At 33.4% G+C, this 25,087-nt stretch carries 24 protein-coding genes and 1 other annotated feature; all 24 genes read left to right on the top strand.

The window, feature by feature from the left end:
- The first annotated feature begins 40 nt into the window (after positions 1-40).
- The 24 genes from ACESR5_RS10935 (at position 41) to ACESR5_RS10820 (ending at position 24,857) form a co-directional block, all read left to right on the top strand.
- Positions 41-1,168: a glucose-1-phosphate adenylyltransferase gene (locus tag ACESR5_RS10935; protein ID WP_373155751.1), complete on the top strand. Its 1,128-nt coding sequence runs from the start codon at positions 41-43 to the stop codon at positions 1,166-1,168.
- Between the two features lie 18 nt (positions 1,169-1,186).
- A complete protein-coding gene (gene glgD, locus ACESR5_RS10930) occupies positions 1,187-2,293 on the top strand; it encodes a glucose-1-phosphate adenylyltransferase subunit GlgD (RefSeq protein WP_373155721.1) in 1,107 nt (368 codons plus the stop codon).
- Positions 2,293-3,720 carry a glycogen synthase GlgA gene (gene glgA, locus ACESR5_RS10925; RefSeq protein WP_087244304.1) on the top strand — a complete coding sequence of 476 codons (1,428 nt, stop codon included), beginning with the start codon at positions 2,293-2,295 and terminating at the stop codon, positions 3,718-3,720. The genes glgD and glgA overlap by 1 nt, the downstream gene beginning before the upstream one ends.
- Positions 3,721-3,820: 100 nt before the next feature.
- Positions 3,821-4,336 carry a hypothetical protein gene (locus ACESR5_RS10920; RefSeq protein WP_373155718.1) on the top strand — a complete coding sequence of 172 codons (516 nt, stop codon included), beginning with the start codon at positions 3,821-3,823 and terminating at the stop codon, positions 4,334-4,336.
- A 121-nt stretch (positions 4,337-4,457) separates the two neighbouring features.
- Complete coding sequence (gene cysS / locus ACESR5_RS10915; RefSeq protein WP_087244302.1) at positions 4,458-5,795, top strand: cysteine--tRNA ligase; 1,338 nt, start codon at positions 4,458-4,460, stop codon at positions 5,793-5,795.
- Positions 5,795-6,205, top strand: a complete 411-nt coding sequence (locus ACESR5_RS10910; protein WP_087244301.1) for a Mini-ribonuclease 3 — start codon at positions 5,795-5,797, stop codon at positions 6,203-6,205. Before cysS ends, ACESR5_RS10910 begins: the two co-directional genes overlap by 1 nt.
- A gap of 19 nt (positions 6,206-6,224) precedes the next feature.
- Positions 6,225-6,956, top strand: coding sequence for a 23S rRNA (guanosine(2251)-2'-O)-methyltransferase RlmB (gene rlmB / locus ACESR5_RS10905; RefSeq protein WP_087244300.1), 732 nt, complete (start codon positions 6,225-6,227; stop codon positions 6,954-6,956).
- 12 nt (positions 6,957-6,968) lie between these two features.
- Positions 6,969-7,583, top strand: coding sequence for a sigma-70 family RNA polymerase sigma factor (locus ACESR5_RS10900; protein ID WP_087244299.1), 615 nt, complete (start codon positions 6,969-6,971; stop codon positions 7,581-7,583).
- A gap of 38 nt (positions 7,584-7,621) precedes the next feature.
- Positions 7,622-7,771: a 50S ribosomal protein L33 gene (gene rpmG / locus ACESR5_RS10895; protein ID WP_087244298.1), complete on the top strand. Its 150-nt coding sequence runs from the start codon at positions 7,622-7,624 to the stop codon at positions 7,769-7,771.
- Positions 7,772-7,780: 9 nt separating this feature from the next.
- On the top strand, positions 7,781-7,969 hold the full coding sequence (gene secE, locus ACESR5_RS10890; protein WP_087297185.1) for a preprotein translocase subunit SecE: 189 nt from the start codon (positions 7,781-7,783) through the stop codon (positions 7,967-7,969).
- A gap of 1 nt (position 7,970) precedes the next feature.
- On the top strand, positions 7,971-8,528 hold the full coding sequence (gene nusG, locus ACESR5_RS10885) for a transcription termination/antitermination protein NusG (protein WP_087244296.1): 558 nt from the start codon (positions 7,971-7,973) through the stop codon (positions 8,526-8,528).
- 180 nt (positions 8,529-8,708) lie between these two features.
- Positions 8,709-9,128, top strand: coding sequence for a 50S ribosomal protein L11 (gene rplK / locus ACESR5_RS10880; RefSeq protein ID WP_087244295.1), 420 nt, complete (start codon positions 8,709-8,711; stop codon positions 9,126-9,128).
- A gap of 23 nt (positions 9,129-9,151) precedes the next feature.
- The gene (rplA, locus tag ACESR5_RS10875) at positions 9,152-9,835 is read left to right on the top strand and encodes a 50S ribosomal protein L1 (RefSeq protein WP_087244294.1); all 684 of its coding nucleotides are present in this window, start codon (positions 9,152-9,154) and stop codon (positions 9,833-9,835) included.
- A gap of 15 nt (positions 9,836-9,850) precedes the next feature.
- Positions 9,851-9,970: a sequence feature (ribosomal protein L10 leader region), on the top strand.
- A gap of 35 nt (positions 9,971-10,005) precedes the next feature.
- Complete coding sequence (gene rplJ, locus ACESR5_RS10870) at positions 10,006-10,527, top strand: 50S ribosomal protein L10 (RefSeq protein ID WP_087244293.1); 522 nt, start codon at positions 10,006-10,008, stop codon at positions 10,525-10,527.
- Between the two features lie 25 nt (positions 10,528-10,552).
- Positions 10,553-10,924, top strand: a complete 372-nt coding sequence (rplL, locus tag ACESR5_RS10865; protein ID WP_087244292.1) for a 50S ribosomal protein L7/L12 — start codon at positions 10,553-10,555, stop codon at positions 10,922-10,924.
- 56 nt (positions 10,925-10,980) lie between these two features.
- The gene (locus ACESR5_RS10860) at positions 10,981-11,574 is read left to right on the top strand and encodes a class I SAM-dependent methyltransferase (protein ID WP_087303785.1); all 594 of its coding nucleotides are present in this window, start codon (positions 10,981-10,983) and stop codon (positions 11,572-11,574) included.
- A gap of 168 nt (positions 11,575-11,742) precedes the next feature.
- Positions 11,743-15,402, top strand: coding sequence for a DNA-directed RNA polymerase subunit beta (locus tag ACESR5_RS10855; RefSeq protein ID WP_087297183.1), 3,660 nt, complete (start codon positions 11,743-11,745; stop codon positions 15,400-15,402).
- A 13-nt stretch (positions 15,403-15,415) separates the two neighbouring features.
- Complete coding sequence (gene rpoC, locus ACESR5_RS10850; RefSeq protein ID WP_087303786.1) at positions 15,416-19,114, top strand: DNA-directed RNA polymerase subunit beta'; 3,699 nt, start codon at positions 15,416-15,418, stop codon at positions 19,112-19,114.
- Between the two features lie 182 nt (positions 19,115-19,296).
- Positions 19,297-19,710 (top strand): 30S ribosomal protein S12, encoded by a 414-nt coding sequence (gene rpsL / locus ACESR5_RS10845; RefSeq protein WP_087244288.1) that lies wholly within the window; start codon positions 19,297-19,299, stop codon positions 19,708-19,710.
- Positions 19,711-19,729: 19 nt separating this feature from the next.
- Positions 19,730-20,200, top strand: coding sequence for a 30S ribosomal protein S7 (rpsG, locus tag ACESR5_RS10840; RefSeq protein WP_087244287.1), 471 nt, complete (start codon positions 19,730-19,732; stop codon positions 20,198-20,200).
- A 37-nt stretch (positions 20,201-20,237) separates the two neighbouring features.
- Positions 20,238-22,313 (top strand): elongation factor G, encoded by a 2,076-nt coding sequence (fusA, locus tag ACESR5_RS10835; RefSeq protein WP_087244286.1) that lies wholly within the window; start codon positions 20,238-20,240, stop codon positions 22,311-22,313.
- Between the two features lie 86 nt (positions 22,314-22,399).
- Positions 22,400-23,584: an elongation factor Tu gene (gene tuf, locus ACESR5_RS10830; protein WP_087244285.1), complete on the top strand. Its 1,185-nt coding sequence runs from the start codon at positions 22,400-22,402 to the stop codon at positions 23,582-23,584.
- Positions 23,585-23,670: 86 nt separating this feature from the next.
- Positions 23,671-24,462, top strand: coding sequence for a Cof-type HAD-IIB family hydrolase (locus tag ACESR5_RS10825; protein WP_373155707.1), 792 nt, complete (start codon positions 23,671-23,673; stop codon positions 24,460-24,462).
- A gap of 86 nt (positions 24,463-24,548) precedes the next feature.
- Entirely contained in the window at positions 24,549-24,857 is a 309-nt protein-coding gene (locus tag ACESR5_RS10820) for a PTS lactose/cellobiose transporter subunit IIA (RefSeq protein ID WP_087244283.1), read from the top strand.
- Positions 24,858-25,087: the final 230 nt, after the last annotated feature.

Below are 25,087 nucleotides of genomic sequence, written 5' to 3'. Positions count from 1 at the left end.
TATAGGTAAGCACTTTCACAATCACAATTGAGGAGGAAAAATTATGGGAAAAGAAATTGTTGCGATGATTTTAGCTGGAGGACGTGGAACACGTCTTGAAGCATTAACTGCAAAAGTAGCGAAACCTGCTGTACATTTTGGAGGAAAGTATAGAATTATAGACTTTCCTTTAAGTAATTGTGCGAACTCTGGAATTGATGTTGTTGGAGTTTTGACACAATACGAATCAGTCTTGCTTGGAACATATGTAGGTGCTGGAACTAAGTGGGGACTTGATGGAAATAACTCATTAGCTGCTATCTTACCAGCTCGTGAAAGAGGTGGAGTTGGAGCAACATGGTATGCAGGAACAGCTGATGCCATTTATCAGAATATCAGTTTCTTAGATCAATATGATCCTGAATATGTTTTGATTTTATCAGGAGACCATATTTATAAGATGGATTATGCTGAAATGTTGGCAGCACATAAAGAAAAAGGTGCTGATTTAACAGTGGCTGTTTTAAATGTTTCTTTAAAAGAAGCAAGTCGTTTTGGTATTATGAATACAAATAAAGATGGTTCAATTTATGAATTTGAAGAAAAACCTGAAAAACCAAAATCAACTTTGGCATCTATGGGTATTTATATCTTTACTTATAAAGAATTAAGAAAATATTTGATTGAAGATGCAAAAGATGAAAATAGTAAACATGATTTTGGTATGAATATCATTCCAATGATGTTAGAAGATAAGAAAAAATTATATGCTTATGAATTCTCTGGTTATTGGAAAGATGTTGGAACTGTGGAAAGTTTATGGCAAGCCAATATGGACTTGTTAGATGATAAAGAGTTAGATCTTTATAATGTGAAAAAGGATTGGAAAATCTATACTGAAGATACATTGAGTAAACCTCAAATTATTGGTGAAGAAGCATCAATTAAGCATTCACTTGTTACTCAAGGTTGTATCGTTAATGGTGATGTAGAAGGTTCTGTCTTATTCAACAATGTATATATCGGTGAAGGTGCAAAGGTTGTTGATTCTGTCTTAATGCCAGGTGTATTGGTAGAAGAGGGTGCAGAAATCTACAAAGCTATTGTTGATGAAGGTGTTGTCATTAAATCAACTGACGTCATCAATAAAGAAGCTAAAGAAGTGGAACTTGTCAGTGACAATGCATAATAAGAGGGGGTTAACGAGATGGCAAAAGTAGTTGGATATATAAATTTACACTCTGATGTTTCATATAAAGGTTTAACAGAAAAAAGACCAGTAGCTTCAGTAAGCTTTTTAGGTCGTTATGGAATTATTGATTTTGTTTTATCAAATATGTCAAATTCTAATGTGGATACAGTGGGTATTCTTATTAAAGAAAAACCAAGATCATTGTTTAAACATTTAGGAAATGGAAACTCTTGGAATTTTAACTCTAAATCTGGAGGAGTTTCACTTTTATATAATGAAAAATATGCAAATAGTTCAATGTATAATCATGATATTAATAATATTGTGGAAAATATTGCTTTTCTTGAAAAATCAAAAGCAGATTATGTTGTGATTGCACCAGCTCATATTATTACAACAATGAATTATGCTGATGTTGTTGATGCACATGCAAAATCTGGTGCTGAAATTACAATGGTTTATCAAAAAATCGATAATGCTGATGAAACATTTGTTGGTTCTGATTTCTTACGTTTAAAAGGTAAACAAGTTATGGAAATCAAGAATAATAAAGGAAATAGAAAAGAGAGAAATATTTCTTTAGAAACATATGTTATTAATAAAAAGACATTATTAAAATTAATTAGCTATGCTCAAAAGATTAGTTCATTCTTTAATTTAAGAGATACACTTGCTTACTTATGTGATGAAAGAAAAATCATGGCTTATGAATATAAAGGATTTGCAAGATGCATTGATTCTTATGAAGCTTATTATAAAGTGAGCATGGAATTCTTGGATATGGATGTTTCAACACAAGTCTTTAAGAGTACTTGGCCAATCTTTACCAATACAAATGATACACCACCTACAAAATATTTAAAGAATGCTGTTGTTAAAAAATCATTTGTGGCTAATGGGGCTGTCATTGATGGTGAAGTTGATGGATGTATTTTATCACGTAATGTTACAATTGGTAAAAATGCCGTTGTGAAAAATTGTATTATATTAAATGGTTCTAAAGTTTGCGCAGGAGCTCATTTGGAAAATGTAGTTATTGATAAAGATGCTCGTGTAGAAAAGAAAACAGAGCTTATTGGTGAAGGAGAACCACTTTATGTTAAAGAAGGGGATGTTGTATAATGAAAATCGTATTTGCAACAAGTGAAGCGAATCCCTATATTAAATCAGGTGGTTTAGCAGATGTTTTAGGATCACTTCCAAAAGCACTTGTTCAAAAAGGACATGAATGTATTGTTGTTTTGCCTAAATATCAGGATATGAAATTGGCAGATACAATTGAATATGTGACAAACTATGATATCTGGGTTGGTTGGAGAAAATGCTATTGTGGTGTTTTTAAAGCTGAATATGATGGTGTCACTTATTATTTCATTGATAATGAACAATACTTTAGAAGACCTGGTTTATATGGTTATGATGATGATAATGAAAGATTTGCATTTTTTGACTTTGCAGTTTTAGAATTGTTATCACACATTGATATTAAACCAGACATCTTACATTTACATGATTGGCAAACGGCCATGATTGCCACATTATATAAAGAAAGATATGCATATTATGAATATTATCAAGGTATTAAAATTGTTTTCACAATCCATAATATTGCATATCAGGGAAAATGTGATCCTGCATTGTTAAGTGATCATTTTGGATTAGATAATTATCTCTATTATAATGGTAACTGCCGTAATGATGGATGTTTCAATATGATGAAAGCGGCTATTTATTATAGTGATATTATTACGACTGTATCACCAACTTATGCTAAAGAAATATTAACAGATAGCTTTGGTGAAGGATTACAGAATATCTTACAAATGCGTCGTCATGATTTGTATGGTATTTTAAATGGTATTGATTATGAAACAATCAATCCTGCCACAGATCCTGAAATTGTAGAACATTTTGACATTACAAATGTTGATGAAAAGAAAGTTATTAATAAATTAGCTTTACAAAAAGAATGCGGATTGCCAGAAAATAAAGATGTCCCATTAATTGGTATTGTCACAAGATTGACTTGGCAAAAGGGATTAGATTTAATTATTAATCGTATGGAAGAATTGATGAAACGTGATGTTCAAGTTGTGATTTTAGGTGCTGGTGATCAAAAATATGAAGAACCACTTAAAGGAATAGCAGCTTATCATAATCAAAAGTTATCATTAAATCTTAAATATGACTTTGGTTTATCTTGTCGTATCTATGCTGGTTGTGATATGTTCTTGATGCCATCATTATTTGAACCTTGTGGTTTATCACAAATGATGTCACTTCGTTATGGAACAATACCAATTGTCAGAGAAACAGGTGGATTAAAGGATAGCGTGGAACCATATAATGAGTATGAAAATACAGGTGATGGATTCAGCTTTAAAAATTATAATGCACATGAAATGATGGACATTATTGACTATGCATTAAAGGTTTATCAGGATAAAGAAAAATGGCAAGGATTGGTTCATCGTGCAATGGAAGCGAAACTTGATTGGGATAAAAGTGCTGATGCCTATTTGAAAGTTTTTAATTCATTGTTAGATTAATAAAGGGGATAGGGAAACCTATCTCTTTTGTTTGATAAAGAAATTTTATTTGATTTTCAGAGTTGAGTTTAGTACAATGTTTCCATAAGGAGGGAGGAAAATGAAGATCTCAATCAAAATTTTGGCGGTTTTATTATTGGTTGTGACTCTTTTTGCATGTGAAAAAGAGAAAACAGATATATCTTTAGAAAGAGATGGGACTCTTTATGAAGTCGCTGATCAGGTTTCCTTCTATTACCCTAAAGATTTTCAATTAAATGTGAACAATGAAAATCAAAAAGATGTTCGATTTACAAAAAATGATGAAATGTATATTTACGCAACAATCATTGATGATACGGATAATGTTTTAAATGAATTGCCTCAATTATATGGAGGACAATTGGAAGAAGAAGGTGCCATTGATGTTGATTATTATAAGGAAGTTATTCCAAGTGGTATCGAGTGTTATCAGTTTACAGGGACTTATCAGGCTTCGGGTATGAAATTTGTACAAATGGTATATTTTACTGAGGAAGCAAGTTATATTTATAGTTATCAAGCTCCAGAAAATGTATATGATGAACAAAGTGGTGTGGCTTTACAGTATTTAGAATCTTTGACAGTTCATCATTAATCTTGATTAACTCATATGAATTTGTTATAGTATTGATAGATAAAGAGTTAATAAAGCATTTGATAAGGTTAATAGAAGTGAAATCTTTATCATATGCTTTTTTATTTAAGGAGGAAAGGGAATGAAGCTGTTTAATTCACTCACAAATCAAAAGGAAGAGTTTGTTCCAATTAAAAAGGGAGAAGTCAGTATTTATGTTTGTGGACCAACGGTTTACAATTATGTGCATATTGGTAATACACGTCCAATGATTGTGTTTGACATATTGAGAAGAACTTTTGAATATTTAGGTTATAAGGTGACATTTGTTTCTAATTTTACGGATGTAGATGATAAAATCATAAAAGCTGCTAAAGAAGAAGGTGTCAGTGAAAAAGAATTAACAGATAAATATATTAAAGCCTATGAAGATGTTCGTAGAGGTTTAAATTTGTTGTTTCCAACTTATGCTCCACGTGTAACTGAAACGATGCAGCCTATTATTGATTTTATTGCTGGTCTTGTTGAACAGGGATATGCATATGAAGTTGATGGTGACGTTTATTTTAGAGTTACAAAAATTCATGAATATGGGATGTTATCAGGGATTAAAATTGAAGATTTGATTGCTGGAGCAAGTGAACGTGTGGATGATAATGATAAAAAAGAAAGCTCAACAGATTTTGCATTATGGAAAAAAACAGATGAAGGAATTCAATTTGATAGTCCATGGTCTAAAGGAAGACCAGGATGGCATACAGAATGTGTTGTTATGATTAATGATATCTTTGAAAATGGACGCATTGATATTCATGGTGGTGGACAGGATTTAAAATTCCCACATCATGAAAATGAAATTGCACAGTCTATGGCATGTCATCATCATCCGATTGCACATATCTGGATGCATAATCAGATGATTAACATTAATAATCAGAAAATGTCAAAATCTTTAGGAAATGTTTTATGGGCTAAAGATTTATTAGAACAACTTGGCTGCAATGTTTATAAATGGCTTATGCTTTCTACACATTATCGTAATCCATTGAATTTTACAGATGAAGTCTTGAATAATGTGAAAAAAGAAGTTGAAAAAGTAGAAAATATTATTAAACAAGTGTCTTTATATTTACAGATTCAACATATTGATCATAAAGATTATTATAAAAATATTGTGGATCAAATGGTGGAAGCATTGAGTGATGATTTGAATACTTCATTAGCATTGTCACAAATTTTAGGACAAGTGAAAGTTTTGAATCAATTGATGAGAGTCAAAGAAAAAGATGATTTAGAAATATCAAAGAATTATCAGACGTTGCTGTGTATGTTAGATACAATGGGATTTGTTTATAATCCAAAACAGTTAAGTGATAGTGAAATTGCTTTATATCAGCAATGGCAAAAAGAAAAAAGTGCAAAGAATTTTGAACAGGCAGATTTATTAAGACAAGAATTACAGAATAAAGGAATTTTATAATGAAACCAGAATTAATAAATGTATTAGCTTTAGCGTATTTAGGTGATAGTGTTTTTGAGGTTTATGTGAGAGAATATCTATTGGTTGAAAAAGGCATCATGAAGCCAGATTTATTACAGCAGGCCTCTAAGTCATTTGTCAGTGCCAAAGCTCAGGCAGCATTTATGCAGGAAGCTATTTTGAAACAATGGTTAAGTGAAGAAGAAATAAGTATTTATAAAAGAGGGAGAAATGCAAAGAGTCGACATGTACCGAAAAATACATCAGTATTTATCTATAATCAGTCGACAGGTTTTGAAGCGTTAATAGGACATTTGTATTTATTAAAAAAGCAAGAGAGAATAACAGAAATTTTTGAGTTATTTAAATTATTTGTTTGTGAAAATGAGAAAAACATGAGAAAAATTTGAGACGCATGGAGTGAAAAATATGACACAATATATTTATGGAAAAAACACAGTTATAGAATCTTTAAAGGGAAATAAACCAGTTTATGAGGTTTATTTGATGAAAAATGCAAAAGATGATAAAGTTCTTTCCCTTGCAAAAGCTAAACATGTGAAGGTGCATATGGTGCGTCATAAAGATGAGTTAAATCAACTTGTTGGATCTGTTGTTCATCAAGGTATTGTGGCAGCAGTACAAGATTATCGTTATTATACGCTTGAAGAAATTTTAAATGCTATTCCACAAGGGAAACAACCATTGTTGCTGATGCTTGATGGTTTGGAAGATCCACATAATCTAGGAGCTATTTTAAGAACTTGTGATGCTATTGAAGTCGATGGTGTTATTATTGGTAAAAATAGGAGTGTAGGATTATCTGCAACCGTAGCTAAAGTATCTACTGGAGCCATTGATTATGTGAAAGTTGCACAAGTGACGAATTTATCAAGAACTTTAGACGATTTAAAGGAAAAAGGTTTTTGGGTCGTTGGTTGTGACTTAGATGAATCACAGGACTATCGTGCCATTGATTACAATATGCCTCTTGTCGTTGTGATTGGCTCAGAGGGGTTTGGTATATCACGTCTGGTTAAAAAGCATTGTGATATGAATGTTGTTTTACCTATGACGGGACATGTTACGTCTTTAAATGCTTCTGTTGCTTCAGCGATTATACTTTATCAGATTTACAATTCACGTCATCCTTTAAAGTAGAAAGGAGGTAGCATGCAAGGCTACAATTATGATGATGAATTGGTTTATTTAATGCGATGTGGCAGTGAGGAAGCTCAAGATATACTTTATAAACGCTATTATCGCAGAGTTTCAAAATGGGTATTAGCTTTTACAAAATATTTTATAAATGGTTATGAATATGAAGATTTTATTCAAATGGCTATGATGGGTTTTCATGATATTCTGGATAGTTATCGTGATGACCAAAAAGCAAGCTTATCGACATTTATGAAGATTGCTATTACCAAACGTATTTTAAGTTTAATGCGTGTGAATAAGGATGTTTGTTATCGTGCAGGAATGACAATTCTTTCCTTGGATAGTTATACGAGTGAAGATGAAGATACACGCTATATAGATCTGGTCGCTGATATTCATGAGCGCTATCAGCCTGAAGTTCATCTGATTGTTAAAGAAACAGCCACTTACTATGCTTTACAGATTGATGCCAAAACATCGCAACGTGAAAAGATGGTTATGAATTACAAAAAGGCTGGTTATGACGAAGTAGAAATTGCAAAAAAGCTTCATATTTCAGTAAAAAGTGTCTATAATGCGGTTTATCGCTATTCAAAGAAAATAGTTGCCATTGACGAGCTAAAATAAATATGTTAAATTATATTAACGGTAAAGGAGTGATGAACATGAAACAAAAAGTAATCTTGGTTTGTAGTGAGTGTTTATCACGTAATTATTCAGTCACTAAAAATAAAAGATTAAATGTAGAAAGACTTGAGTTGAGAAAATATTGTAAAAAATGTGGAAAACATACAATCCATAAAGAAACAAAATAGGAGGTAGACATGAAAATCAAAGAATGGTGTACACTAAAGGGTATTCGTGCTGAAATCAAGAATATTCATTGGTTAACAAAAAAAGAATTGGCTTATAATTCAGTTGTTGTTTTGGTTTTTTGCTTTTTGTTTGGAATTTACTTTTATGGTAGCGATGCAGTTATTGCATTAATTTTAAAAGCATTGGGGTTGAATTAAGATGTCTGGAATGAATGATGAAGGAAGACGCTGGTATGTTGTGAATACATATTCAGGTCATGAAAATAAAGTTAAAGAAAATTTAGAAAAACGTGTTGAATCAATGGGATTACAGGACTGTTTATTTAATATTGTGATTCCTGAACACGTAGAAACTGAAATCAAAGATGGTAAAAAAATTAATAAAACGAAAAATATGTTTCCTGGTTATGTACTGGTAGAAATGATCATGACAGATGAGGCATGGTATATTGTTCGTAATACATCAGGAGTAACTGGGTTCATTGGATCTTCTGGTGGTGGAGCGAAACCATTCCCATTACCTAAGGAAGAAATTGATCCTATTTTAAAAAGTATGGGTATCAAAACATCTCAAGTTGAAGTTGATTTTGGTGTTGGTGATGAAGTTCGTGTTGTTTCTGGTCCATTTGCTGGAAAACAGGGAAAAGTGGAATCTATTGATCATGAAAAAGAAGAAGCTTCTGTTTTGATTGATTTCTTAGGTAATCAAAATTTAATGGAAATTGGGCTTGTTCAGTTAGAAAAAGTTGAATTATAATGAAAAGACCTGAAATATGGTCTTTTTTTGATAAAAAAGTTGATTTATTCAATAAAAAACTATTGCATTCCTTAATAGATTATGTATAATAATTAAACGACGCAATATGTGTTACTATGCGTGGGAGGATTGACTGTCCTGTACCACAGCACGGACAAATTTTTATAGGAGGTGTGTCGCGTGAGTAAAAAAGTCACAAGAGTTATGAAAATTCAATTCCCTGCTGGGGGAGCAAAACCAGGGCCAGCTTTAGCAGGTGCTGGAATTCAGATGCCAAAATTCTGTACTGCTTTCAACGATCAAACTAAAGATCGTATGGGAGAAACTGTACCAGTTGTTTTGACAATCTATGAAGATAAAAGTTTTGATTTCGTATTAAAAACTGCTCCAACTGCAGAAATGATCAAAAAGGCATGTGGAATTAAGAAAGCTGCTTCTGATTCTAAACAAACAGTTGCAACTTTATCAGCTGAAAAATTAAAAGAAATCGCTGAATACAAAATGCCTGATTTAAATGCTAACGATTTAGAAGGAGCTATGAAAATCGTAGCTGGTACTGCTCGTAATATGGGTGTAAAAGTTGAAGGCTTAGATGCTTAATTTAATGAAGAGGAGATAAGAAAATGGCTAAAAGAAGTAAAAAATATCAAGAAGCCGCTGCTCTTATTGAAAAAGGTAAAGCTTACCCAATTGATGAAGCAGTTGCTTTAGTAAAGAAAACAAGTAAAGTTAATTTTGATGCAAGTGTGGATGTTGTATTTAAATTAGGATTAGATACAAGACATGCTGATCAACAATTACGTGGTGCAGTTGTGTTACCACACGGAACTGGAAAAACTAAAAAAGTTTTAGTTGTCACTCAAGGAGCTAAAGTTGAAGAAGCTAAAGCTGCTGGAGCAGATGTTGTAGGTGGAAAAGAAATTCTTGAAGATATCCAAAAAGGATGGCTTGATTTCGAAGTTATGATTGCAACACCTGATATGATGGCTGAATTAGGAAAATTAGGACGTATTTTAGGGCCTAAAGGATTAATGCCTAACCCTAAAACTGGAACAGTCACTATGGATGTAGCAAAAGCTGTTCAAGAAACAAAAGCTGGTAAAGTGACTTACCGTACTGATAAAGATGGTAATGTTCATATGCCAATCGGAAGAGTATCTTTCGATGATGAAAAACTTGCAGAAAACTTTAAAACAGTTTACGACTTATTATTAAGAGTTAAACCATCTTCTGCAAAAGGAACTTATATGAAGAACATCGTTGTTTCTTCAACTATGGGTCCTTCAGTAAAAGTTGCTTCAATGTAATTGAAGTCATAACAAAAAGACGCAATCAATATACCGTAGACAGCAACGGGGAAACCTTAATGAAGTTGCCGAGGTGATATTGTCAAAGAATTGACAACTCCCTCGTGTTTACTGAGGGAGTTTTTCACGGATATATTGTTGCATATATAAAATCAATAGGAGGTGTAACAATGTCAAAAGAAATCTTAGAAGCGAAACAACAGGTTGTTGCTGAAATTAGTGAACAATTAAAAGCTTCACAATCAACAGTTGTTGTAGAATATCGTGGATTAACAGTGGCTGAAGTTACTGAATTACGTAGAGCTTTAAGAGCTGAAAATGTGGGATTTAAAGTTTATAAAAACACATTAGTTCAAAGAGCTGTTGAACAAGAAGGTATGAACGAATTAGAAGAATACCTTGTTGGTCCAAATGCTTTAGCGTTTGGTAAAGATGATGCAGTGGCTCCTGCAAGAATCTTAGCTGATTTTGCAAAAGACCATGAAGCATTACAAATTAAAGCTGCTTATATCGAAGGTAAATTCTTACCAAAAGAAGAAGTTATGGCAGTGGCAAAATTACCTAATCGTGAAGGTATGTACTCAATGTTACTTGCATGTATGAAAGAACCTGTTGCAAAAGTGGCAAGAGTTATTCAAGCTGTTGCTGATGCAAAAGGTGGAGATGCAGCTGAAGAAGCTGCTGCTGAATAGTTAAAAATGAACGGAGGAAAATAAAATGGCAAAATTAACACATGAAGATATCTTAGCTTATTTAGAAGAAGCTACAATTTTAGAATTAAATGATTTAGTAAAAGCAATCGAAGAAAAATTTGATGTAACTGCTGCTGCTCCTGTAGCTGTTGTTGCTGGTGGAGAAGCTGCTGCAGATGCTGCACCTGCTAACGTAACTGTAACATTAACTGATGTTGGTGCTACTAAAGTTGCTGTTATCAAAGCAGTAAGAGAAATCACTGGTTTAGGATTAGTTGATGCTAAAGGATTAGTAGACAAAGTTCCAGCTGAAATTAAGAAAGATATTCCTGCAGAAGAAGGAGCTAAGATTAAAGAACAATTAGAAGCTGCTGGTGCAACTGTAGAAGTTAAATAATTTCTTGGAATAAAAAAGCCCTTGTCAAAGGGCTTTTTATCTTAGGAGAATAGAAGATGACACATTATTATACAAATAATATTGATTTAAAATCTCAAAAAACACAAATTTCTTTTCAATATAGAGGACATCATCTGGTTTTTATAAGTGATAGTGGCGTTTTTTCAAAAGAACGTATTGATTATGGTTCGCGTGTTTTATTGGAAAGCATGAATATACAATCTCATCAAAAAACATTATTAGATGTTGGTTGTGGTTATGGGACTTTAGGTATTTCTTTAAAGAAAGTCTATCCATGGTTACATGTTGAAATGGTTGATGTGAATGAACGTGCTATTGCATTGGCTAATGAGTCTATTGAACATAATCAGGAAAATGATATTATTGCTTATAAAAGCTCGGTTTATGAAAATGTAAAAGATACATTTGATATTATTGTTTCTAATCCGCCTATTCGTGCAGGGAAAAAAATTGTTTTTGAAATATTAGAAAAAGCATATGATCATTTAAATAATCAAGGAGAATTATTTATTGTTATTCAAAAAAAACAAGGCGCTCCTTCAGCTAAGAAAAAAATGGAAGATGTTTTTGGAAATTGTGAAATTATAAAACGTGATAAAGGATATTTTATTTTAAAATCTGTAAAATAACACTGTTTTTTTACTGTTTCAAAAGTTATTTTGAAATTTATGATTTGGTATTGACTTCAACTGGCCTCTATGCTAGTATAATAAAATGCCTACTCATATATAAAAAGCAGTGTTTTTTGCGTGCTTTAAATAAGGAGATAGAGATAATTGATAAGGAGTGAAGCGGGCTTGGAAAAAAATGTAACTCAGGCAAAAAGTCGTATTAATCGTCGTAATTATTCAAGAATTAGTGGGTCTTTAGAATTACCAAATTTAGTAGAAATCCAAACAAATTCTTATGAATGGTTTAAGAACGAAGGTATCAAAGAAGTTTTTAACGATGTTTATCCTATTAGCAATTTTAATGAAACTTTAACTTTAGAGTTTGTTGATTGCCGTTTTGATGAGCCAAAATATTCAGTAGATGAAGCTAAAGATAGAGATGCAAATTATTCTGCTCCTATTCGTGCTACTTTACGTTTAGTGAATAATGGAACTGGCGAAATTAAAGAAAACGAAGTCTTTATGGGAGATTTTCCATTAATGACTGATGCTGGTACTTTTATCATTAATGGTGCTGAACGTGTTATTGTTTCACAATTAGTGCGTTCACCAGGTGCATATTTTGCTGATGCCATGGATAAAAGTGGTAAGACAGTCTTTACAGGAAGCATGATTCCTTCAAGAGGAACATGGCTTGAATTTGAAAATGACGCAAAAGATATTTTAAATGTACGTATTGACCGTACACGTAAAATTCCTGGTACAATTTTATTACGTGCTTTAGGTTTAAGCAGTGATGAAGATATTATTGAAGTGTTAGGTGATCATGAGTTTATTAGAAATACTCTAGCCAAAGATACAACTCACAATACTGATGAAGCTTTAATTGAAATTTACAATAAATTAAGACCAGGAGAACCTGCAACGCTAGAAGGTGCTAATACTTTATTATATACAAGATTTTTTGATGCAAAAAGATATGATCTTGCGCGTGCAGGACGTTTTAAACTTGGCAAAAAATTGAGTTTATTAGATAGAATTACAAACCGTGTTTTAGCTCAGGATGTTATAGATATAGATGGAAATGTTGTCATGAAAGAAGGAACTTTATTAACAAAAGATAAAGTTGACCTTTTAGCTCCTGTTTTCCAGGCTGGAGCTCATACAATGGACATTAAAACAAATGATTTCTTAAAATCACATGGACGTATTCAAGTGCTTGAAGTCTATGTTGATGAAACAAAATCAAAGAAAATGAGAGTTGTTGGGACAGATTTATCATTAGATTGTAAATATATTACAATTTCTGATATGATTGCTGCCTATTCATATATGTTGAATCTTGTTGATATTTATGATTCATTAGATTTAGCAAGTGACGATAGAGTCAACTTAATGAGTCGTATTGGTTTATTAGATGATATTGATCATTTAGGAAATAGACGTGTACGTTCTGTTGGTGAATTAATTCAAAATCAATTTAGAATTGGTTTATCAAGAATGGAGAGAGTCGTTAAAGAAAGAATGTCATTATCTGAAATTGATAGTGTCACTCCTCAGTCATTAACTAACATTCGTCCATTAACTGCCGCTATGAAAGAATTTTTCTCATCATCTCAGTTATCTCAATTTATGGATCAGATTAATCCATTAGCCGAGTTAACAAATAAACGTCGTTTATCAGCATTAGGACCAGGTGGTTTATCAAGAGATCGTGCTGGTTATGAAGTCCGTGACGTTCATGCCTCTCACTATGGTCGTATTTGTCCAATTGAAACACCTGAAGGTCCAAATATCGGGTTAATTTCTACACTTGCTTCTTATGCAAAAATCAATAAATATGGATTTATTGAAACACCATATCGTAAAGTGAATCATAGTGTGATTGACGAAAATGATGTGCGTTATTTAACAGCCGATGAAGAAAAGAATTATGTCATTGCACAAGCAAAAGTTCAACATGATGAAAATGGAAAAATCTTGGATGAACAAGTTATTGCCCGTCATTTGGGAGAAAATATTATGGCTAAGCCTGAAGAAATTGATTTTATTGATATTTCTCCAAAACAGATCGTTTCTGTAGCCACTTCATGTATTCCTTTCCTAGAAAATGACGATGCGACTCGTGCTTTGATGGGTGCCAACATGCAACGTCAGGCCGTACCATTATTAAATCCACACACACCTCTTGTAGGAACTGGTATGGAATATCAGGCTGCTAGAGATTCTGGAGCTGCAGTTGTGGCTAAAAAAGATGGTATTGTCACATATGTTGATGCGAAAAAGATTATTGTTGAAGAAGATACAGGTCCACATAAGTATCGTTTAACAAAATTTGCGATTTCCAATGCGGGAACTTGCATTAATCATAGACCAATCGTAAAAGCTGGAGATAAAGTTGTCAAAGGGGAAATTTTAGCTGATGGTCCATCTATGGAACAAGGTGAATTAGCCCTTGGACAAAACGTATTGGTTGGTTTCATGACATGGAATGGTTATAACTACGAAGATGCTGTTATCATGTCTGAAAGATTAGTGAAAGAAGATGTTTATACATCTATTCATATTGAAGAATATAGTATTGAATGTCGTGATACAAAATTAGGTCCTGAAGAAATTACGCGTGATATTCCAAACGTTGGGGAAGATGCCCGTAAAAACTTGAATAGCGAAGGTATCATTATGATTGGTGCTGAAGTGAAAGAAGGGGATATCTTAGTTGGTAAAGTAACACCTAAAGGACAGGCAGAATTATCTGCTGAAGAAAAATTATTACTAGCAATCTTTGGTGAAAAATCAAGAGAAGTCAAAGATAATTCATTAAGAGTTCCTCATGGTGGTGCTGGTATTGTTCATGATATTAAAATCTTCTCTAGAAAAAATGGTGATGAATTACAACCAGGTGTTAATAAAGTTGTTAAAGTGTATATCGTTCAAAAACGTAAGATTTCTGAAGGAGATAAAATGGCCGGACGTCATGGTAACAAAGGGGTTATCTCTAAGATCTTACCTATCGAAGATATGCCACATTTGGAAGATGGTACAATTCTTGATATCATGTTAAATCCATTAGGGGTACCATCACGTATGAACATTGGTCAGGTATTGGAATTACATTTAGGATATGCTGCTAGAGAGTTAGGAATGTACTTTGCAACTCCTGCATTTGATGGTATTAACTCAAAAGATCTTGAGAATATCATGAAAGAAGCTGGAATGTCAGTTGATGGAAAACAACCAGTTATTTCTGGTATGACTGGAGAATATTTTGATTCTAATATTTCAGTTGGGGTTATGTATATGATTAAATTAGCCCACATGGTTGACGATAAATTACATGCCAGATCAGTAGGTCCATACTCATTAGTTACACAACAGCCTTTAGGTGGTAAGGCTCAAAACGGTGGACAGAGATTTGGGGAAATGGAAGTTTGGGCACTTGAAGCATATGGTGCAGCTTATACATTAAGAGAAATCTTAACGGTTAAATCTGACGATGTTGTTGGTCGTGTCAAAACTTATGAAGCCATTGTAAAAGGTCAAAAATTACCTGAACCTGGTTTGCCAGAATCATTTAGAGTTTTAACAAAAGAATTACAGGCATTAGCTTTAGATATTCGTATGTTAGATAAAGATGGTCAAGAAATAGATGCAAGAAAGATTGAAGATGAAGAACGTCGTTTCCCAACTTCAATTGATACAACTCCTGAACAACCAGAAGTCACTGAAGAAGAAGTGGCTGAGGTAGAAGGTGATTTCTCTGAAGATGAAGAATCATTTGATGATTTGGATTCTGTAATTGATGAACTCTTCACTGATGATGAAGAAGAAAGTAACGAAGAATAGGAGGAAACAATGAATGGCAGATGTCAATAACTTTTCAGCAATCCAGATTGGATTAGCTTCTCCAGAAAAAATTCGTGAATGGTCTTATGGTGAAGTTAAAAAACCTGAAACTATTAATTATCGTTCTCAAAAACCTGAAAAAGATGGTCTATTCTGTGAAAGAATCTTTGGACCATCTAAGGATTGGGAATGTAGCTGTGGAAAATATAAGAAAGTCAGATATAAAGGCGTAATCTGTGATCGTTGTGGTGTCGAAGTCACAAAATCTTCTGTACGTCGTGAACGTATGGGACATATTGAGCTTGCGACTCCAGTCGCACATATCTGGTATTTAAAAGGTATTCCATCAAGAATGGGGCTTATTCTTGATATGTCACCAAAACAACTTGAAGAAATCATTTATTTCGTTTCTTATGTTGTCACTGATAAAGGAAGTACACCTTTAGAATATAAACAAGTTTTATCTGAAAGAGATTATCGTAACTGTTATGAAAAATTTGGTCATCAGTTTGAAGCCAAAACTGGGGCAGAAGCGATTAAAATCTTACTTCAAAAAGTTGATTTAGATGAAGAATTTGAATCAGTAACAAAAGATTTAAAAGAAGCACAGGGACAAAGACGTTCTAAATTATTGAAGAGACTAGAAGCTATTGAAGCTTTCAGAACTTCACATAATCAGCCTGAATGGATGATTCTTGATGTGCTTCCAGTTATTCCACCTGATTTAAGACCAATGTTACAGTTGGATGGTGGACGTTTTGCGACAAGTGATTTGAATGATTTATATCGTCGTGTGATTACACGTAATAATCGTTTAAAGAAATTATTAGAACTTGGAACGCCATCAATCATTGTCCAAAATGAAAAACGTATGTTACAGGAAGCGGTTGATGCTTTGATTGATAATGGACGTCGTTCTAAACCAATTACAGGTGCTGGAGGAAGACCATTAAAATCATTAAGCCATACGTTAAAAGGAAAACAAGGACGTTTCCGTCAAAACTTACTTGGGAAACGTGTTGACTATTCAGGACGTTCAGTTATCGCTGTTGGTCCAGACTTAAAAATGTATCAATGTGGTATTCCACGTGAAATGGCATTGAATTTATTTAAACCATTTGTGATTAGTGGATTAGTGAGAGAGCAGATTGCAACAAATATCAAAGCTGCTGAAAGATTAATTGATAAGATGGATGATGTGATTTGGCCAATCGTTGAAGAAGTCATCAAAGAACATCCAGTCTTATTAAACCGTGCGCCTACATTGCATAGATTAGGTATTCAGGCATTCGAACCTAAATTGGTTGAAGGACGTGCTATTCGTTTGCATCCATTAGTATGTCCAGCGTTCAACGCTGACTTTGATGGTGACCAGATGGCAGTTCACGTTCCATTAGGGGAAGAAGCTATTCAAGAAGCTAGACAGTTAATGTTAGGTTCTCACAATATCCTTGGACCAAAAGATGGAAAACCTATCGTTACACCTTCTCAGGACATGGTGTTAGGTAACTATTACTTAACATTAGAAGATGAAGGGGCTGTTGGTGAAGGAACTGTTTTTGCAGATGTTAATGAAGTTTTAATGGCATATGATGCAAAAACTGTACATTTACACACAAGAATTGCAATTAGAGGAAAATCTTTAAAGAATAAGACATTTACTGAAAAACAAAATAATAGCTATTTAATTACAAGTGTTGGTAAAATTATCTTTAACCAGATTTTTGATGGGGCATTCCCATTTATCAATGATTCTAGTAAAGAAAATTTAGTTGCAACACCAGATAAATATTTCGTACCAATGGGTACTGATATTAAAGCACATATTAAAGCACAACCTTTAATTAAACCATTGGGTAAAAAAGCTTTAGGAAACATTATCAATGAAATGTTTGATCCTACAAAAATTAGTGATACAACAGCGATGTTGGATAAATTAAAGGATCAAGGATTCTATTATTCTACAATTGCTGGTATTACAGTTTCTGTTTATGATATTCAGGTTCCACAAAGTAAATACGTTTTATTTGATGAAGCTGATGAAAAACTTGAAGTAATCAAGAAATTATATCGTAAAGGGAAAATCACTGATGAAGAAAGACATAATATCGTTATTAAGTTATGGGAATCTGTTAAAGATCAGGTTCAGGCTGTCGTTAAAGATGAGTTTGAAGCTGATGACCGTAATCCAATCTTCATTATGTCTGATTCAGGTGCCCGTGGTAATATTTCTAACTTTACACAGTTAGTAGGTATGCGTGGATTGATGTCTAATCCAAAAGGTGAAACAATTGAGTTGCCTATCAAATCTTCATTTAGAGAAGGTTTAACTGCATCTGAATTCTTCATCTCTACACATGGTGCTCGTAAAGGATCTACCGATACAGCCTTAAAAACAGCCGATTCAGGATATTTGACAAGACGTTTGGTTGACGTTGCTCAAGAAGTCATTGTTACTGAAGATGATTGTGGTACAGATCAGGGATTTGTTGTTACAGAATTGTACAATACTTCAGATAATTCGGTTATTGTGCCATTATATGACCGTCTAGTGGGACGTTATTCTCAAAAGGATATTGTTCATCCTGAAACAGGTGAAACGCTTGTTAAAGCTGGCGAAATGATTGATGAAGCGATTGCTAAGAATATTACTGATGCAGGTATTAAAGAAGTTGAAATTCGTTCTATTTTTGGATGTAAAGCGAAAAATGGAATTTGTAGAAAATGTTATGGTCGTAATCTAGCAACTGGTGAACAAGTTGAATTAGGAGAAGCTATTGGTATTATGGCGGCTCAATCAATTGGTGAACCTGGTACACAGTTAACAATGCGTACATTCCACATGGGTGGAGTTGCTGGTGGTGCCGATATCACTCAAGGTTTACCTCGTATTCAAGAGTTATTTGAAGCAAGAAATCCAAAAGCAAAATCTATTATTTCTGAAATTGATGGTGAAGTTTCTAATATCATTGATAACAATGGTAGAGCTGAAGTTGTCGTTTCTAACTTACTTGAAACAAAGAGTTATTTAACACCTTATGGTGCAAAATTAAGAGTTTCTGTAGGTGATGAAGTTGGTATTGGTTCTAAAATTACTGAAGGATCAATTGATCCAAAAGAATTATTAGCTGTTGCTGATGTCAAAGCTGTAGAAAATTATATCTTGAAAGAAGTTCAAAAAGTTTATCGTTTACAAGGTATTGAAATTTCAGATAAACACATTGAAGTTATTATTCATCAAATGTTGAAGAAGATGAGAATTGTTGAAGGTGGAGATACTGGAGCATTACCTGGTACTCATATTAATGTTCAAAAATTTACTGAATTAAATAAAGAAGCCTTAAAAGCTGGAAAACATCCTGCTGTTGCAAGACCAATCTTGTTAGGGATCACAAAAGCTTCACTTGAAACTGAATCATTCTTATCTGCTGCTTCATTCCAGGAAACAACAAAAATCTTAACAGATGCGGCTATTAAAGGTAAGGTTGATGAATTAAGAGGTCTTAAAGAAAATGTTATTATTGGTAAATTATTACCTGCTGGTACAGGATTAAGAGGACCTTTAAAATCACCTGAAACGATTGCTAGAGAGTTAGAAGAAGCACGCAAAGAAAAGGAATTAGAAGAAGCTGAACATTTACAAGCTGAAACTTTATCAGAAAGTTTGTTAAGCAGTACTGAAATTGATGAAGAATTTTCAACAACAGAATAAAATAAAGAAACAAGGTCTTAAAAAAGATCTTGTTTTTCTTTGATAAAAAGAGTAAAAAGTGTTGACTTTATAAATTTTGTCGTATATAATTGCTTTCGGTACTCGACTAAGAGTGCATTTTATCTCATCAAAAAATGAAACACCCGGAATTGTGTGTTAAGAAGAAAGGAAAGGAGAAAAACATGCCTACAATTAATCAATTAGTCAGAAAAGGACGTAGTGAAAAAACATCTAAATCAAAATCACCTGCGTTAAATAGAGGTTACAACTCATTATTAAAGAAACCAACTAATATTAGTTCACCTCAAAAACGTGGTGTTTGTACTCGTGTTGCCACTATGACACCAAAGAAACCTAACTCGGCTTTACGTAAATATGCCCGTGTTCGTTTATCAAACGGAATGGAAGTAACTGCATATATTCCAGGAATTGGGCACAACTTACAGGAACACAGCGTTGTGTTAATTCGTGGAGGACGTGTTAAGGACTTACCAGGGGTTCGTTATCATATTATTCGTGGTACTATGGACTGTGCTGGTGTAAAAGATCGTATGCAAGGACGCTCTCGTTATGGAGCTAAAAAACCTAAAAAATAAGAGATAGGAGGAAAAACTGATGTCAAGAAGAGGACGCGTAGCAAAAAGAGATGTACTACCTGATCCAATTTATAATTCTAAGGTAGTTACAAAATTAATTAACAATATCATGCTTGATGGTAAAAAAGGTGTTGCTCAAAACATCTTATATGAAGCATTTAAAAAAGTTGAAGAAAAAACTGGAAATCCTGCAATGGAAGTATTTGATCAAGCAATCAACAATATCATGCCTGTACTTGAATTAAAAGTAAGACGTATTGGAGGAGCTAACTATCAAGTACCTGTTGAAGTATCTCCAGAAAGAAGAATGACATTAGGATTAAGATGGTTAGTTAACTATTCTCGTTTAAGAAACGAAAAAAGCATGATTGATCGTCTTGCTAATGAAATTATTGATGCCTCTAATGGAACTGGTGCTTCTGTGAAAAAGAAAGAAGATACTCATAAGATGGCTGAAGCTAATAAAGCATTTGCACATTTCCGTTGGTAATATATGATTTAGAGGAAATATTTGAAAGGAGAAAAATATGGCTCGTGAATTTTCGTTAGAAAAAACTCGTAATATTGGAATCATGGCTCACATTGATGCTGGTAAAACAACAACAACTGAACGTGTTCTTTATTACACTGGAAAAATTCATAAAATTGGTGAAACACATGATGGTGCTTCACAAATGGACTGGATGGAACAAGAGCAAGAACGTGGTATTACAATCACTTCAGCAGCAACAACTGCACAATGGAATGGATACCGTGTTAACATCATTGATACTCCAGGCCATGTCGATTTCACTGTTGAAGTAGAACGTTCTTTACGTGTACTTGATGGTGCTGTTACTGTATTAGACTCAAAAGCTGGTGTTGAACCACAAACAGAAACTGTTTGGCGTCAAGCAACAACTTATGGAGTACCTCGAATTGTCTTCTGTAACAAAATGGATGCAACTGGGGCAGATTTCTTAATGTCTGTTGAATCTATTGGAAAAAGATTAGATGCTAACGCTGTAGCTATTCAATTACCAATTGGTGCCGAAGATACATTTGAAGGTGTTATTGACTTAATTAAAATGAAAGCTGTTCATTTTGAAGGAGCTAAGGGTGAAAACGTTGTTTATTCTGAAATTCCTGAAAATATGAAAGCTCAAGCAGAAGAATATCGTCAAAAAATGATTGATTCAGCTGCATCTTTTGATGATGATTTAATGATGAAAGTCTTAGAAGAAGAACCAGTTACTGAAGAAGAAATTAAAGCAGCAATCCGTAAAGGAGTATTAGCTGTTGAATTATTCCCAGTATTATGTGGATCTGCTTATAAAGACAAAGGTGTACAGTTAATGTTAGATGCTGTTATCGACTTCTTACCTGCACCAACTGATGTTCCATCAATTAAAGGTGAAGATGAAGATGGTAACGAAATCGAAAGACATGCAAGTGATGATGAGCCATTCTCTGCATTAGCATTTAAGATTATGGCTGACCCATTTGTTGGTAAATTAACATTCTTCCGTGTATATTCAGGACATATTGAATCTGGATCATATGTTTTAAACTCTTCTAAAGATAAAAAAGAACGTTTAGGACGTATCTTACAGATGCATGCTAATACACGTAAAGAAATTAGCGAAGTTTACGCTGGAGATATTGCTGCAGCTGTTGGATTTAAAAATACAACAACTGGGGATACTATCTGTGATGAAAAGAATTTCATTATCTTAGAAAAAATGGAATTCCCTGAACCAGTTATTGAATTAGCAATTGAACCAAAAACAAAACAAGACCAAGATAAATTAAGTAACGGTTTAGCAAGATTAGCTGAAGAAGACCCTACATTTAGAGTCACTACAAATCCTGAAACTGGTGATACAATTATTGCCGGAGTTGGGGAATTACACTTAGACGTTATCGTTGATCGTTTAAAGAGAGAATACAAAGTTGAAGCTAATGTTGGGGCACCACAAGTTGCTTATCGTGAAACAATTAGAAAAACTGCTGATTGTGAAGGTAAATTCGTACGTCAATCTGGTGGACGTGGACAATACGGACATGTATGGATTAAATTCGAACCAAATGAAGGTAAAGGATTTGAATTCGTTGATGCTGTAGTTGGTGGAACTGTCCCTAGAGAATACATTGGTTCTGTTAAAGCTGGTCTTGAAGAAGCATTAGATAATGGTATGATTGCTGGATATCCAGTATTAGATATTAAAGCAACATTATTTGATGGGTCTTACCATGATGTCGATTCATCAGAAATGGCATATAAGGTAGCTGCAAGTTTAGCATTAAAAGAAGCTGGTAAAAAATGTGATCCAGTTATCTTGGAACCAATTATGGCTGTAGAAGTCACTGCACCTTCTGAATACTTAGGAAGCGTTATGGGAGATATCTCTTCTAGACGTGGTATGATTGAAGGACAAGAAGAAAGAGGAAACGCTGTTTTAGTACAAGCAAGTGTACCTTTATCTGAAATGTTTGGATATGTTACTGATTTAAGATCATTTACACAAGGACGTGGAAATTACACTATGCAATTTGATCGTTATGAACCAGTTCCTAAGTCAATTGCAGAAAGTATTATTAAGAAAAATGGTGGAAATAATTAATCCACTAAAAGTATTGCATTTTTGAGATAAATCATTTAGAATGTATATGTAAAAATTTAATGAAATTTATATAGGAGGAAGCTTAAATGGCTAAAGAAAAATTTGACCGCTCTAAAGCGCATGTTAATATTGGAACAATTGGTCACGTTGACCATGGTAAAACAACTTTAACTGCAGCAATCACTACTGTTTTAGCACAAGAAGGAAATGCTCAAGCAATGGATTATGCTGCAATCGATGCTGCACCTGAAGAAAAAGAACGTGGAATCACAATCAACACTGCACACGTTGAATATCAAACAGCAACTCGTCACTATGCACACGTTGACTGTCCAGGTCATGCTGACTACATCAAAAACATGATCACTGGTGCTGCTCAAATGGATGGAGCTATCTTAGTAGTAGCTGCTACTGATGGACCTATGCCACAAACAAGAGAACACATCTTATTATCTCGTCAGGTAGGTGTACCTTACATCATCGTATTCTTAAATAAATGTGATATGGTTGATGATGACGAATTAATCGAATTAGTTGAAATGGAAGTTCGTGAATTATTAAATGAATACGGATTCCCAGGAGATGACACTCCAATTATTCGTGGATCAGCTTTAAAAGCATTAGAAGGAGATCCAAAATGGGTACCAGCTATTCATGAATTAATGGATGCTGTAGATACTTATATTCCAACTCCAACTCGTGATACTGATAAACCATTCTTAATGCCAGTTGAAGACGTATTTACAATCACTGGACGTGGAACAGTTGCTACAGGACGTGTTGAAAGAGGACAATTAAAATTAAATGACCCAATCGAAATCGTTGGTATTCATGAAACTCAAAATACAGTTGCTACTGGTATCGAAATGTTCCGTAAATTATTAGATTACGCTGAAGCAGGAGATAACGTAGGGGTATTATTAAGAGGTATCAACAGAGATCAAATTCAACGTGGACAAGTATTAGCTAAACCAGGATCAGTACATCCACACAAAAAATTCGTATGCCAAGTTTACGTTTTATCAAAAGATGAAGGTGGACGTCATACACCATTCTTCTCTAACTATAGACCACAATTCTATTTCAGAACTACTGACATCACTGGTGTTATCGAATTACCAGATGGTGTAGAAATGGTTATGCCAGGAGATAACGTAGAATTAACAGTTGAATTAATCCATGCTATCGCACTTGAAAATGGTACTAAATTCTCAATTCGTGAAGGTGGAAGAACTGTTGCTTCTGGAACAGTTACTGAAGTTATTGAATAATTTTCATGAAAAGGTATCTTATTGATACCTTTTTTGTTTACACTTTTTTATAAAAAGGTTATGATGTTAAGGTATGGAGGTGGAGTATGGAAAAATTATTTTTCTTTGATATAGATGGAACACTTATTGAATGTAATAAAGGTATATATCGTATCCCAAATGATGTCCGCTATGGGATGAATCAACTAAAGAAACAGGGGCATGATGTTTTTTTAGCGACTGGAAGATGTCAATGCTTTATTGTGGATGGAGTTATGGATTATCCTTTTAATGGTTATGTAACTTGTAATGGTGCTTATGTAGAATATAAAGGGAAAGAAATATATAAAAAGGTTGTTCCAAAAGAAGCTATTGAAAAAACACATCAGCTATGTGTTGAAAGAAACCTGGCATACTATTTTGAGGGGAATGATCATATTTATGTTTTAAATAAACAAAACCCTAAACATATTGAGTTTAAGAATAATTGGGGAATGAAAGATGAAATTATTATTGATTCATATCAAATTGATGAGATTGAAACATATATTGGGATGATTGTTTTAAATTCTCTTGATGATAGAGAAATAATGTATCAAACATTAACACCTTATTTTGATATTCAACAGCATCAAAGTGGATTATCTTTTGATTTAACTTTAAAAGGTGAATCTAAAGCAAAAGGAATACAAAAGCTTGTTGAAGCTTTAGGCAAAAATATTAAAGATACGATTGCATTTGGAGATGGACGAAATGATATTGAAATGATCTCTTTTGTTGGATTAGGAATTGCTATGGGTAATGCTGCTGATGAAACAAAAGCAGTTGCCGATTATATTACGGATAATGTTGATTGCGATGGTATATTGAAAGCACTTAAACATTTTTCTTTTCTTTAGTGTTTATAGTTGAAATTATAAAGTTGATTTGATAAAATAAATATACAGAGTAATTCTGAATTTGTTTGTTAAAGGAGAAATTGAAAATGGATGAACAAGAACAAGTAGTTATTAACCTTATCGTAAACAGTGGAAGTGCACGCAGCTCTGCTATCGAAGCTATTCAATATGCAAAAGCTGGTGATTTAGATAAGGCTGATGAATCATTACAAAATGCAAAAGAAACTGTAAATGAAGCACATCATGCACAAACTGAATTAATTCAGGCTGAAATTAGAGGAGAAAAAGCTCCATTAAACTTATTAATGGTACATGCTCAAGATCATTTAATGACTGCATTAGTTGTTATTGATTTAGCACAAGAATTTATTGATCTTTATAAAAAAATCAAATAATTAAAAGATTAGTGATTCAAGCAAAACCCCAATGACGGAGGATTAACTCAGTTAATGGGGTTTTATTTTTTAAATTTATGAGTGAATCTTTATAAAATTACAAATAAAAAAACATTGATAAATCCAATGAAAAATAGAATTTTGTAAAAAGAGGAATAAAAAAAACGAAAAAAAGTAAAAAAAAGACTTGCAAAGGTAGAGGATAGATGGTATTATAGATGAGCACTCGA

The organism is Clostridium sp. AUH-JLR23 (assembly GCF_964238065.1).
Taxonomy (GTDB): domain Bacteria; phylum Bacillota_I; class Bacilli_A; order Erysipelotrichales; family Coprobacillaceae; genus Allocoprobacillus; species Allocoprobacillus merdigallinarum.
This window is presented reverse-complemented; position numbering and strand designations above follow the sequence as displayed.

Bases quoted from the DNA above. Each gene is read 5' to 3' on its own strand.
- ACESR5_RS10820 (WP_087244283.1), top strand. From the start codon at position 24,549: ATGGATGAACAAGAACAAGTAGTTATTAACCTTATCGTAAACAGTGGA.
- rplA (WP_087244294.1), top strand. From the start codon at position 9,152: ATGGCTAAAAGAAGTAAAAAATATCAAGAAGCCGCTGCTCTTATTGAA.
- ACESR5_RS10900 (WP_087244299.1), top strand. From the start codon at position 6,969: ATGCAAGGCTACAATTATGATGATGAATTGGTTTATTTAATGCGATGT.
- glgA (WP_087244304.1), top strand. From the start codon at position 2,293: ATGAAAATCGTATTTGCAACAAGTGAAGCGAATCCCTATATTAAATCA.
- ACESR5_RS10910 (WP_087244301.1), top strand. From the start codon at position 5,795: ATGAAACCAGAATTAATAAATGTATTAGCTTTAGCGTATTTAGGTGAT.
- rplL (WP_087244292.1), top strand. From the start codon at position 10,553: ATGGCAAAATTAACACATGAAGATATCTTAGCTTATTTAGAAGAAGCT.
- cysS (WP_087244302.1), top strand. From the start codon at position 4,458: ATGAAGCTGTTTAATTCACTCACAAATCAAAAGGAAGAGTTTGTTCCA.
- ACESR5_RS10920 (WP_373155718.1), top strand. From the start codon at position 3,821: ATGAAGATCTCAATCAAAATTTTGGCGGTTTTATTATTGGTTGTGACT.
- glgD (WP_373155721.1), top strand. From the start codon at position 1,187: ATGGCAAAAGTAGTTGGATATATAAATTTACACTCTGATGTTTCATAT.
- ACESR5_RS10860 (WP_087303785.1), top strand. From the start codon at position 10,981: ATGACACATTATTATACAAATAATATTGATTTAAAATCTCAAAAAACA.
- secE (WP_087297185.1), top strand. From the start codon at position 7,781: ATGAAAATCAAAGAATGGTGTACACTAAAGGGTATTCGTGCTGAAATC.
- rplJ (WP_087244293.1), top strand. From the start codon at position 10,006: ATGTCAAAAGAAATCTTAGAAGCGAAACAACAGGTTGTTGCTGAAATT.
- rpsL (WP_087244288.1), top strand. From the start codon at position 19,297: ATGCCTACAATTAATCAATTAGTCAGAAAAGGACGTAGTGAAAAAACA.
- rpmG (WP_087244298.1), top strand. From the start codon at position 7,622: ATGAAACAAAAAGTAATCTTGGTTTGTAGTGAGTGTTTATCACGTAAT.
- ACESR5_RS10825 (WP_373155707.1), top strand. From the start codon at position 23,671: ATGGAAAAATTATTTTTCTTTGATATAGATGGAACACTTATTGAATGT.
- nusG (WP_087244296.1), top strand. From the start codon at position 7,971: ATGTCTGGAATGAATGATGAAGGAAGACGCTGGTATGTTGTGAATACA.
- tuf (WP_087244285.1), top strand. From the start codon at position 22,400: ATGGCTAAAGAAAAATTTGACCGCTCTAAAGCGCATGTTAATATTGGA.
- rpoC (WP_087303786.1), top strand. From the start codon at position 15,416: ATGGCAGATGTCAATAACTTTTCAGCAATCCAGATTGGATTAGCTTCT.
- fusA (WP_087244286.1), top strand. From the start codon at position 20,238: ATGGCTCGTGAATTTTCGTTAGAAAAAACTCGTAATATTGGAATCATG.
- rlmB (WP_087244300.1), top strand. From the start codon at position 6,225: ATGACACAATATATTTATGGAAAAAACACAGTTATAGAATCTTTAAAG.
- rpsG (WP_087244287.1), top strand. From the start codon at position 19,730: ATGTCAAGAAGAGGACGCGTAGCAAAAAGAGATGTACTACCTGATCCA.